Here is an 11,931-nt window from a genome sequence, read left to right on the forward strand (position 1 = left end):
GATCGCCTACAACCTGATCCGCATCCCCAAACTGGCTGCAGCCTAGCCAACAGACCTCAAACTCCCCAATACGCCATCCCAACAACCGAACCCCAACAGAAAAAACGCCTCATTCTTTACGTTTTTCAGCGGACTGCTAGATTCTTGTTTTGACGCGTTTTCTTCACGCGAACCGGTAACCACTTCGCTCGAAAACGCTCTAGCCTGGTCGGCGCCTGCAATTCTCCGAAAGCAGCCGGGCCGTGCTCTACGCGGCGCGGATATTCGCCATGAAGCGGTCGAGCTCCTCGCGCAGCCTTGTGCTCTCGCTCGACAACGTCTTGGCCGAGTTCAGCACCTCCTCGGAGGCGGAGCCGGTTTCGGTCGCGCCGCGATTGACCTGCATGATGTTGGAAGCCGCCTGATGGGTGCCCTTGGCGACGCTCTGGACGCTGCGGGCGATTTCCTGGGTCGCCGAGCTCTGCTGCTGCACCGCGCTCGAAATCTCCGAGGCGATGCTCGAGATCTGCCCGATGGTGCCGCCGATCTGCTTGATCGCCGCGACCGATTCGGCGGTCGCGCCCTGCATGCCCGCGATGTGGGTCGAAATCTCGTCGGTCGCCTTCGCGGTCTGGCTGGCCAGCGATTTGACTTCGGCGGCGACCACCGCAAAGCCGCGGCCGGCGTCGCCGGCGCGGGCGGCCTCGATGGTCGCGTTCAGCGCCAAGAGATTGGTCTGCTCGGCAATCGCCGTGATCAGCTTGACCACGTCGCCGATCTCCTGGGCGGCGCGCGACAGCTTGCCGATGCGACCGTCGGTCTGCTGCGCCTGCAGCACCGCGGCCTCCGCGATCTTGTTTGAATCGCGCATCCGGCGGCCGATCTCGTCGACGGAAGCGGAAAGCTCCTCGGTCGCGGTGGCCACCGATTGCATGCTGGAGGAGGCTTCTTCGGAAGCGTCGGCGACCTGGCTGGAGAGGCTCTGGGTGCTTTCCGCGGTCCGCGTCAGCATTCCCGCCGCCTGTTCAAGTTGAACGGCGGAAGCCGACACGTTCGAGACGATGGCGCCAACGGCGGTTTCGAAATCATCGGCAAACCTGATCAGCTCGGCGCGCCGCGCGGCACTCGCCGCCTTGTTCTGGGCATCCTGGGCGCTGGCATCGCGCTCCGCCTTGGCGATTGCCTGCATCTTGAATTCTTCCACCGCGCCGGCCATTTCGCCAAGTTCATCCCGGCGGCCGAGACCCGGCAGCACGACGTCGAAATTGCCGCCGGCGAGTTCGCGCATCGCCTGGCACATCGCAATCATGGGACGGGAAATTCCCTTGCCCAGCACCAGCGCCAGCGCCGCACCGAGCAGGAAGCCGCCGCCGGCGAGCATCAGGATCAGCCGCTCGGTCTCGCCGATGGCCGTATCCGATTCGGATTCGAGCCTTTGCTGGTCGGAAAGCAGGTCCGCCTTCATCGCGCCGGCGCCCTTGACGATCGCGTCCGCGGAATCGGCCATCTCGGCGACCAGCTCATCGACTTCCTTGGAATTCGCGATCAGCTTGGCCAGCACCTGCCCATATTCATCGAGCAGGCCCGCGGCCTCTTTCAGGCCTTGCACGATCCTTTCGTCCTTCGACGATATCGCGTTCATCGAGTTCTCGACGAATTTGAGCCGCGCCATCGCGCCGGTCGCAATCGCCTGATCGGAATTGATGACGAAGGTATTGGCGAGCGCGGAGGCCGCCTGGAATTGTTCGTTCACTTTCTTGGTGCCGAACTGGATTGTCTGCAGTTCCGAATCGTCGGCATTGCTGGGAAGGTCGTCGAGCTTGTAGCGCAACGTATTGGCATCGCGCGTCAGCTTGTTCTGCACCAGCAGCGCGCTGTCGCTCTTGAACTTGACGATGTCGGCAAAAATCTTGGTAAAACTCTGGAATTCGCGGGCGAGGCGCGTGATCTGGTCGAGGCGCGCCGGATTGATGGTGCCCCGCATCGACCGGTCGATGGCGTCCTTGAGGCGCGCCTCGGCGGCCAGCGCCGCCTTGGCATCGTCGTCCTTGGCCGTGACCACGTAATAGCGCGCCAGCTCCCGGTACGAAATCACCTCGCGGTCGATATTGCGCGCCAGATCCGCTTCCGAAACGCTGTTGCGGTAGCTTGCGACGCCCGCGGAGACACGCTCGAACCCCATATAGGCGATGCCCATGCTGACCGCCGAGATCGCCAGCACCACGGCAAAGCCAAGCATGACCTTGCCGCGGAATCGAAGCGTCGGGAGCCTACGCGATACCGATTTCAGACCCACCCGGACCTCCCCGCAGCTTTCCCAACAAAATACGCGCCCGAAAAGCGCGGGCTTGCCGGACCGACGACGAAAACTAGAGCAGAATGGATAAGGCCCAGTAAATATACGGAGGGTTTTGGCCTGCCGTCATGGCGGGCTTGTCTCTCGTTTCTCCCTCTCCCCGCTCTTTCGCGGGGTCGAGACGAGCGAAGCTCGCTCTTGGAGGGTTGGGGTGAGGGGCTCTCTCAGCGAGCGCGACTCGTGGAGAGTCCCTCTCACCCGCCGCGCAAGAGCGCGGCGACCTCTCCCCGCAAGCGGGGCGAGGTGGGCCATAAAGCCTACGCCGCCCGCGCCTTGGGCACCTCGGGCGGCGCAAGCACCTGCCAATCCGGGGCGAGCCTTAAGCTCGGCTCGGTCAGGGCCTGCAGCTTCTCCAGCGTCATGCCGGCGATCATCTCGGCCACGGTGAGGCCTTGCGGCGTCACGTCGATGACGGCGAGATTGGTGTAGATGCGCTTGACGCAGTTCGGCGCGGTCAGCGGATAGCTGCAGCGTTTCAGGATGCGCGGCTCGCCGCGCTTGCCGGTGTGATCCATGATGACGCGAATCGCCCTGGCGCCGACCGCCAGATCCATGGCGCCGCCGACGCCGGGCGGGAATGCCGGATCCTCGGTGGTCCAGTTCGCGAGATCGCCGTTCTCCGAAACCTCGAACGCGCCGAGCAGGCTGACGTCGAGATGGCCGCCGCGGATGATCAAAAACGAGTCGGCGTGGTGCACGAAGCAGCCGCCGGCCACCAGCGTCGTCTTGTTCTTGCCGGCATCGACCATATAGGGGTCTTCCTTGCCCGGCTCGGGTTTTGGGCCCATGCCCAAAATGCCGTTCTCGCTGTGGAAGATCACCTCGCGGCCGGCCGGGACAAAACTCGCGGCCAGGGTCGGGATGCCGATGCCGAGATTGACGTAATCGCCTTCCATCAAATCCTGCGCGGCGCGCCAGGCCATCTGCTCACGCGTTAATGGGATCATGCCTGTGCTCCAACAACGACCACGCGATCGACGAAAATGCTCGGTGTCGCCACGGCTTCCGGATCGAGTTCGCCGAGTTCCACCATCTGGTCGACCTCGACCACGGTCAAATCCGCCGCCATCGCCATCACAGGATTAAAATTCCGCGCCGACTTGATATAGGTGAGGTTGCCCCAGCGGTCGGCCTTGTTGGCCTTGATCAGCGCGACGTCGCCCTTCAGCGGCTTTTCAAACACGTGCAGCCGGCCGTCGATCTCCCTGACTTCCTTGCCTTCGCCGAGTTTGGTGCCGGCCGAAACCGGGGAGAAGAAGCCGCCCAGCCCCGCGGCATGGCAACGCATGCGCTCGCTGATGGTGCCTTGCGGCAGCAATTCCAGCTCCAGGCTCCTGGCGCGGTAGGCATTGAGGAAGGCGCTGTAGTCGCCGGAGCGCGGAAAGGAGCAGATCACCTTGCGCACCCGCCCTGAAATGATCAGCCGGGCGAGGCCGTGATCGCCATTGCCGGAATTGTTGGCGACGATGGTCAGCTCCCGGGCGCCCTGCTCGTGCAGGGCATCGAGCAGATGGTCGGCGACGCCGACCATGCCGAATCCGGCCACCAGCACCGTCGATCCGTCGCGGACGCCAGCCACCGCGTCGGCTGTGGTCTTCACCTGCTTGTCGATCACGTCAAAACCCCCGTTGCAGCGGCATTGTCGTTTGGTCTCCGTGGCTTAGGCAACATGCGAACGATGCCGGAATAGACCATCAAGCAAGGGCTTGAGAAAGCCGTAAATTTGCATGGCATCTTCTTACCCTCCCCTGGAGGGGGAGGGTCGGCTCGCATCGCAAGATGCGAGACGGGGTGGGGTGACGGTCTCTCAACCTGGGCACCGTTCAAGACGAGAGACTGTCACCCCACCCCGCCGCTCTGCCGGACGACGCTTCGCGTCGCCGGGTCGCGTCGACCCTCCCCCTCCAGGGGAGGGTAAGCAAGCCGCGTTCGAGATGATGACTTTACAATGACCCTCCCGACGAAATTCCCAGTTGCAAAGTCCAGCCCCGGTGCTTCTAATCGGAACAAGCAAAAAGCATCGGGAGGATAATGGCGTGTCTACCATCAAATTGACGGTGAACGGCAAGGCGGCCTCGGTCGAGGTCGAGGACCGCACCCTTCTTGTCCAGCTGCTGCGCGATCATCTGAACCTGACCGGCACCCATGTCGGCTGCGACACCAGCCAATGCGGCGCCTGCGTCGTGCATATCGACGGCCGGGCGGTCAAATCCTGCACCGTGCTGGCCGGACAGGCCAATGGAAGCAACGTCACCACCATCGAAGGCATCTCGAAGGGCGACGAACTGCATCCGATGCAGGCCGCCTTCCGCGACAATCACGGACTGCAATGCGGCTATTGCACGCCGGGCATGATCATGTCGGCGATCGATATCGTGCACCGCCATGGCGGCAAGCTCGACGAGGACACCGTCCGGCACGAGCTGGAAGGCAATATCTGCCGCTGCACCGGCTACCACAACATCGTCAAGTCGGTGCTGGATGCGGCCGGCCGCATGAAGGTTGCGCAGGCCGCGGAATAGCAGCGGCAAGCCGCATCGATCACTAACATCAAAGACCGCCGAATTTCGATGGAAATGGCGGAAATCAAAAACTCCGGTTGGGAGAACAGAACATGGGCGTTGAAGGTATTGGCGCAAGCGTCGTGCGCAAGGAAGACCGGCGTTTCATCACCGGCAAAGGCCGTTACGTCGACGACATCAAATTGCAGGGCATGACCCATGCCCATTTCATCCGCAGCCCGCACGCGCATGCCAAGGTCAAGAGCATCGATTCGTCTGAAGCGATGAAGATGCCGGGCGTGGTCGGCGTATTGACCGGCCAAGAGATCGTCGACGACAAGGTCGGCAACCTGATCTGCGGCTGGGCCATCACCTCGAAGGACGGCACCCCGATGAAGATGGGCGCATGGCCGGCGATGGCGCCGGAGGTCGTGCGCTTCGCCGGCCAGGCGGTCGCGGTCGTGGTCGCCGAGACCAAGAACCAGGCCAAGGACGCCGCCGAAGCCGTGGTCGTCACTTACGAAGAGCTTCCGGCCGTTCCGGACATCCGTGCCGCGATCAAACCGGGCGCGCCGCAACTGCACCCGGAAGCGCCGGGCAATGTGGTCTACGACTGGGCGCTCGGCGATGAGGCCGCCGTCAAGGATGCGTTTTCGAAGGCCGCCAATGTGGTGACGCTCGAACTCACCAACAACCGCCTGGTGCCCAATGCGATGGAGCCGCGCGCGGCAATCGCCGAATACGACGAGGCGGAAGAGCATTTCACGCTCTACACCACCTCGCAGAATCCGCATGTCGCCCGCCTGGTGCTGTCGGCGTTCTACAACATCGCTCCCGAGCACAAGCTGCGGGTGATCGCGCCCGATGTCGGCGGCGGCTTCGGATCCAAGATCTACATCTATCCGGAAGAAATGGTGGCGCTGTGGGCGTCGAAGAAGCTGCGTCGCCCGGTGAAATGGACTGGCGACCGTTCCGAGGCCTTCCTCACCGACGCGCATGGCCGCGACCATGTCTCGAAAGCGGAAATGGCGTTCGACAAGGACAACAAGATTTTGGGCCTGCGGGTGAAAACCCACGCCAATTTCGGCGCCTATATGTCGCTGTTCTCCTCGGCGGTGCCGACCTATCTCTATGTCACGCTGCTGTCGGGCCAGTATGTGATCCCGGCGATCTATGCCGAAGTGGTCGGCGTCTATACCAACACCACGCCGGTCGACGCCTATCGCGGCGCGGGCCGGCCGGAGGCGAGCTACCTTCTGGAGCGGATGATGGAAACCGCGGCGCGGCAGCTGAAGGTCGATCCGGCGGAATTGCGCCGGAAGAATTTTATCACCAGCTTCCCGTACCAGACGCCCGTGATCATGGCCTATGACACCGGCGATTTCGGCGCCTCGCTCGATGCCGCGATGAAGGCGATCGACTATGCCGGTTTCGCGGGCCGCAAGGAGAAAGCGAAGAAGGAAGGCAAGCTGCGCGGCCTCGGCGTGTCCTGCTACATCGAGGCCTGCGGCATCGCGCCCTCGAAAGCGGTCGGCAGCCTGGGGGCCGGCGTCGGCCTGTGGGAGTCAGCCGAAATCCGCGTCAACCCGGTCGGCACCATCGAAGTGCTCACCGGCTCGCACAGCCACGGCCAGGGCCATGAGACCACGTTTGCGCAACTGATCTCCGAACGTCTGGGCGTTCCGATCAGCCAGGTCTCGATCGTCCACGGCGACACCGACAAGGTGCAGTTCGGCATGGGCACCTACGGCTCGCGTTCGATCGCGGTCGGCGGCACCGCCATCATCAAGGCGATGGAAAAGGTCGAGGCCAAGGCCAAGAAGATCGCAGCCCATGCGCTGGAAGCATCCGAGGGCGACATTGTCATCGAGAACGGCGAGTTCAAGGTCACCGGCACCGACAAGTCGATCGCGCTGCCGATGGTCGCGCTCGCCGCCTATACCGCGCACAACCTGCCCGACGGCATGGAGCCGGGGTTGAAGGAGACGGCGTTCTACGACCCGACCAACTTCACCTTCCCGGCCGGCGCCTATATCTGCGAACTCGAAGTCGATCCCGGCACCGGCAAGACCTCCTTCGTCAATTTCGTCGCGGCCGACGATTTCGGCCGGCTGATCAACCCGATGATCGTCGAAGGCCAGGTCCATGGCGGCCTCGCGCAAGGCATCGGCCAGGCGCTGCTGGAAGGCGTGGTCTATGACGCCAACGGCCAGCTCGTGACGGCGTCGTTCATGGACTACACCATGCCGCGCGCCGACGATCTGCCGTCGTTCAAGCTGAGCCACACCACGACGCTGTGCCCGGGCAATCCGCTCGGCGTCAAGGGCTGCGGCGAGGCCGGCGCGATCGGCGCGTCCGCCGCCGTGATCAACGCCATCACGGATGCGATCGGCAACAACAAGCTCGAAATGCCGGCGACGCCCGACCGCGTCTGGCACGCGATTCACGGCTGACCACTCGTCATTCCGGGGCGACGCAAAGCGTCGAACCCGGAAACTGAAACACGGTAGAACTCCTCGAGATTCCGGGTCTGCGCGCGAGGCGCGCGCATCCCGGAATGACGGGAAAAGGAAACAGGGAGTACATCATGTACGAGACCACCTATCATCGCCCCTCCTCGGTCGACGAAGCCGCCGCCCTCTTCGCCAAAGGCAAAGAGGCAAAATATCTCGCCGGCGGCCACACCCTGATCCCCGTGATGAAGCAGCGGCTGGCTTCGCCGTCCGACGTGATCGATCTCGGCAAGATCAAGGATCTCGCCGGTGTCGAGGTTTCCGGCGACACGGTGACGATCAAGGCTGCGACCACGCATTACGATGTGGCGACGAACGCCGCGGTGCAGAAGGCCATCGCCGCGCTCGCCCATCTTGCATCCGTGATCGGCGATCCCGCCGTGCGTCATCGCGGCACCATCGGCGGGTCGCTCGCCAACAACGATCCGGCGGCCGACTATCCGGCGGCGGTGCTGGCGCTCGGCGCGACCGTGAAGACCAACAAGCGCTCGATCCCGGCGGATGAGTTCTTCAAGGGCCTGTTCTCGACCGCGCTCAATGACGGCGAGATTATCACCGCCGTGTCGTTCCCGATCCCGGCCAAGGCCGGCTATTCAAAATTCCCACATCCGGCATCGCGCTTCGCGCTGACCGGCGTGTTCGTGGTTAAGACCAAATCGGGCGATGTCCGCGTCGCGGCCACCGGCGCGTCGCAGAACGGCGTGATGCGGGTGGGAACCATCGAGGCGGCGCTGAAGGCGAACTGGTCGGCGGCAGCGCTCGACAACGTCAAGATCTCCGCAGACGGGTTGATGAACGATACCCAGGGCACGTCGGACTACCGCGCCAACCTGATCAAGGTGATGGCGCAACGCGCGGTCGCCGCGGCCGGCTGATCGCGTAGCCGCTCAAGCATGCGGGTGTTCCCCGGATGCTGCGCAACGCGCCGTAATTCGGCGCGGTGCGCTGCTGATCCGGGGTCCATGCGAAAGACGTGGGTCCCGGCTCTGCGGTGCACCGCCAAGTGCGCTGCACCGCGTCCGGGACACGAACTTTGTCGCGCTGCGCTCTTAATTCGACCATCCTGAGATCAAAAGTTGCTTGCCTCCATCGGCGCAAGGCGGGACACTTTAGCTAATCAACTAACTAAAGCCTCCCGGGAGCGTCCATGAAATTTGGCATTTTCTACGAGCATCAATTGCCGCGGCCGTGGCACGAGGGCGACGAGCATCGGCTGTTCCAGGAGGCGCTCGACCAGGTCGAACTCGCAGACCAACTCGGCATCGACTACGCCTGGGAAGTCGAGCATCATTTTCTGGAGGAATATTCGCACTCCTCCGCTCCCGAGATTTTCCTCGCCGCGTGCTCGCAACGCACCAAGAAAATCCGGCTCGGCCACGGCATCTGCCTGATGCCGCCGAAATACAACCATCCGGCCCGCGTCGCCGAGCGCATCGCCACGCTTGATCTCGTCTCCAACGGCCGCGTCGAATTCGGCACCGGCGAGAGCGCATCCCTGATGGAACTCGGCGGCTTCAATGTCGGCTTCGACCCCGTCGAGAAGCGGCGGATGTGGAAGGAGGGCGTCGAGCAATGCACCGACATGATGGTGATGAACCCCTATCCCGGCTTCAAGGGCGAATTCTTCGAGATGCCCTGCCGCAATGTGGTGCCGAAACCGCTGCAGAAACCGCATCCGCCGCTGTGGGTCGCCTGCTCCAACCGCGAAACCATCAAGATGGCGGCGCGCTGCGGCATCGGTGCGCTGACCTTTGCCTTCGTCGATCCGCGCGAGGCCCGGCAATGGGTCGATGACTACTATCGCATCTTCAGGGAGGAATGCGTGCCGATCGGGCATGCGGTCAATCCCAACGTCGCGATGGTGACCGGCTTCTCGGTGCACCCCGACGAGATGGAAGCGCGCCGCCGCGGCGAGGATGGCTTGCGGTTCTTCCGCTACGGGCTGGCGCATCATTACATCTTCGGCGAACACACGCCGGGCCGCACCGATATCTGGACCAATTTCGAAAAGGCCCGCCATGCCTTGCCGCCGGCCGGCGCCGATCACGGCATCGGCACGCCGGACCAGTTGCGCACGCACCTGACGCATTTCGAGGAAAGCGGCGTCGACCAGACCGTGTTCATCCAGCAGGGCGGCCGCAACCGGCATGAGCACATCTGCGAGGCGCTGCAACTGTTCGCCGATGAGGTGATGCCGGAATTCTGCGCGCGCGAAATCGAGCGGGAAAAGCGGAAGCAGGAAGAACTCGCGCCCCACATCGAAAAGGCGATGGCGCGCAAGCAGGCGACGAAGCCGATGCGTGACGAGGAAATCCCGGTCTATATCGCGCTCGGCCGCAAGGTCGCCGAGGAAGGCACCGGCACCGAGCGTCAGAAGCAGAACGCCAAATTATGGGCCGACGCCGCCAAGGTGACGCTCGGCGATCCCGCCCGCCACGGCACCAAAACCTCCGCGACGTCCTGAGTTTTCCCTTGATGAGGAAATGACAACGTGCTCGACAAATCCGCTCCCGAATCCTCCACCCGCACCTCCGGCCCGTTGGCCGGTTTCCGCATCGTCGAATTCGCCGGCATCGGCCCCGGCCCGTTCGCCTGCATGATGCTGGCGGACATGGGCGCGGAGGTGGTCACGCTCGACCGCGTCGGCGCCAAGAAGAATATGAAATCGGTCGCCGGGCGCGGACGGAAAGTGGTCGAACTTGATTTGAAGGACAAGGCCGCGATCGCAGGTGTGCTCGACCTGCTTTCCGGCGCCGAGGCGCTGGTCGAGGGATTTCGGCCCGGCGTGATGGAGCGGCTCGGGCTCGGGCCCGATGTGGTGCTGGCGAGGAATCCGCGCCTCGTCTATGGCCGCATGACCGGCTGGGGCCAGGAAGGCCCCCTGGCGCAGGCCGCCGGCCACGACATCAACTACATCTCGGTGACCGGCGCGCTGTCCGCGATCGGGCCGAAGGAAAAGCCGGTGCCGCCGCTCAACCTGGTCGGCGATTTCGGCGGCGGCGCGCTCTATCTCGTGGTCGGCGTGCTCGCCGCGCTATTGGAAGCGAAGAAATCCGGCAAGGGACAGGTGGTCGATGCCGCGATGTGCGACGGCGCGGCCTCGCTGATGTCGATGTTCTTCGACATGACGGCGGCCGGCCGCTGGATCGAAGGCCGCGAGCAGAATTTCCTCGACGGCGGCGCGCATTTCTACGGCGTCTATGAATGTTCCTGCGGCCATTTCGTCTCGATCGGCTCGATCGAGCCGCAATTCTACGCGCTGCTGCGCCAGCATGCCGGGCTTGCGGATGCCGATTTCGACACGCAGATGGACCGCAAGGCCTGGCCCGCGCTGAAGCAGAAATTGGTGGACATCTTCAAGAGCAAGACACGGGAAGATTGGTGCAAGATCATGGAAGGCACCGACATCTGCTTCGCCCCGATCCTGACCATGGCGGAAGCGCCAAAACATCCGCACATGGCCGCGCGCAACATTTTCGTCGAACGCCACGGCGTCACGCAGCCCGCGCCGGCGCCCCGCTTTTCGCGAACGCCGTCGGCGATCAGGGAGCCGGAAAGGGCGGATATCGGTGAACTGACGCGAGAGTGGAAGAAATCGTAGGGTGGGCAAAGGCGCGTTTGCGCCGTGCCCACCATTCATGAATTCGAAAGCAGATGGTGGGCACGCTTCCGCCTTCGCTCTCTGCGCTACGGCGGACAAGTCGCTTTGCTCACCCTACGAACGCTGCACCACCCACCGCCGTCATCCTGAGGTGCTCGCCGCCTTCGGCGAGCCTCGAAGGATGATTGGCTTGCGTGCCCGTGGCTCATCCTTCGAGGCTCGCTCCGCTCGCACCTCCCGAGTGAGCGCAATTGCGCTCATCCGGGGATGACGGACCGGGACTACGCCGCATCATCCACCTTCAGCACGCCGCGGCGGATCTGGTCTTCCTCGATCGATTCGAACAGCGCCTTGAAATTGCCTTCGCCAAAACCGTCGTCGCCCTTGCGCTGGATGAACTCGAAGAAGATCGGCCCGATGGCGTTGGCGGAAAAGATCTGCAGCAGCACCTTGGTATGGCCGCCGTCGACCACGCCTTCGCCGTCGATCAGGATGCCGTCGCGCTTTAACCGGGCGACGTCCTCGCCGTGCCCGGGCAGCCGCGCGTCGATCTTCTCGAAATAAGTCTCGGGCGGCGCGGGCATGAACGGCAGGCCGGCCTCGCGCAAGCCCTCGACCGTCCGGTAGATATCCTTGGCGCCGCAGGCGATGTGCTGGATGCCCTCGCCGCGATAGACATTGAGATATTCCTCGATCTGGCCGGAATCGCCGGCGTCCTCGTTGATCGGGATCCGGATCTTGCCGTCAGGGCTGGTCAGCGCCCGCGAGAACAGGCCCGACGCGCGGCCTTCGATATCGAAGAAGCGAATCTGCCGGAAGTTGAACAGCCTTTCATAGAAGCCGGTCCAGACATCCATCCGGCCGCGATGGACGTTGTGGGTGAGGTGGTCGAGATAAAACAGCCCCGCGCCTTCCGGCCTCGGATTTTTGGCGCCGAACCATTCGAACTCGGCGTCGTAGGCCGAACCCCTGGCGCCGTAG

Annotated in this window: 9 protein-coding genes; 5 read left to right on the plus strand and 4 right to left on the minus strand. The window is 63.6% G+C overall.

Going from position 1 to position 11,931, the window contains the following annotated elements:
* Window positions 1–247 precede the first annotated feature (247 nt).
* From VK804_RS20375 to VK804_RS20385, 3 genes are all read right to left on the minus strand, one after another.
* Window positions 248–2,218 (minus strand): HAMP domain-containing methyl-accepting chemotaxis protein, encoded by a 1,971-nt coding sequence (locus tag VK804_RS20375; RefSeq protein WP_325373554.1) that lies wholly within the window; start codon window positions 2,216–2,218, stop codon window positions 248–250.
* Window positions 2,219–2,592: 374 nt separating this feature from the next.
* Complete coding sequence (locus tag VK804_RS20380) at window positions 2,593–3,282, minus strand: 3-oxoacid CoA-transferase subunit B (RefSeq protein ID WP_325373556.1); 690 nt, start codon at window positions 3,280–3,282, stop codon at window positions 2,593–2,595.
* On the minus strand, window positions 3,279–3,950 hold the full coding sequence (locus VK804_RS20385) for a 3-oxoacid CoA-transferase subunit A (protein WP_325373558.1): 672 nt from the start codon (window positions 3,948–3,950) through the stop codon (window positions 3,279–3,281). The genes VK804_RS20380 and VK804_RS20385 overlap by 4 nt, the downstream gene beginning before the upstream one ends.
* 421 nt (window positions 3,951–4,371) lie before the next feature.
* Between VK804_RS20385 and VK804_RS20390 the strand changes: the two genes are divergently transcribed.
* From VK804_RS20390 to VK804_RS20410, 5 genes are all read left to right on the plus strand, one after another.
* Window positions 4,372–4,857 carry a (2Fe-2S)-binding protein gene (locus tag VK804_RS20390; RefSeq protein ID WP_325373560.1) on the plus strand — a complete coding sequence of 162 codons (486 nt, stop codon included), beginning with the start codon at window positions 4,372–4,374 and terminating at the stop codon, window positions 4,855–4,857.
* Window positions 4,858–4,949: 92 nt separating this feature from the next.
* Window positions 4,950–7,289, plus strand: coding sequence for a xanthine dehydrogenase family protein molybdopterin-binding subunit (locus VK804_RS20395; RefSeq protein ID WP_325373562.1), 2,340 nt, complete (start codon window positions 4,950–4,952; stop codon window positions 7,287–7,289).
* Window positions 7,290–7,423: 134 nt separating this feature from the next.
* On the plus strand, window positions 7,424–8,224 hold the full coding sequence (locus tag VK804_RS20400) for a xanthine dehydrogenase family protein subunit M (RefSeq protein ID WP_325373564.1): 801 nt from the start codon (window positions 7,424–7,426) through the stop codon (window positions 8,222–8,224).
* Between the two features lie 272 nt (window positions 8,225–8,496).
* A complete protein-coding gene (locus tag VK804_RS20405) occupies window positions 8,497–9,813 on the plus strand; it encodes an LLM class flavin-dependent oxidoreductase (RefSeq protein WP_325373566.1) in 1,317 nt (438 codons plus the stop codon).
* A gap of 27 nt (window positions 9,814–9,840) precedes the next feature.
* Window positions 9,841–10,950: a CaiB/BaiF CoA-transferase family protein gene (locus VK804_RS20410; RefSeq protein WP_325373568.1), complete on the plus strand. Its 1,110-nt coding sequence runs from the start codon at window positions 9,841–9,843 to the stop codon at window positions 10,948–10,950.
* Between the two features lie 281 nt (window positions 10,951–11,231).
* On the opposite strand, the gene VK804_RS20415 is transcribed toward VK804_RS20410, so the two are convergent.
* Window positions 11,232–11,931 (minus strand): VOC family protein (locus VK804_RS20415; RefSeq protein ID WP_325373570.1); only part of this gene is annotated, 700 nt, incomplete at its 5' end.

This window comes from Bradyrhizobium sp., from assembly GCF_035484855.1.
In the GTDB taxonomy this organism is placed as follows: Bacteria; Pseudomonadota; Alphaproteobacteria; order Rhizobiales; family Xanthobacteraceae; genus Bradyrhizobium.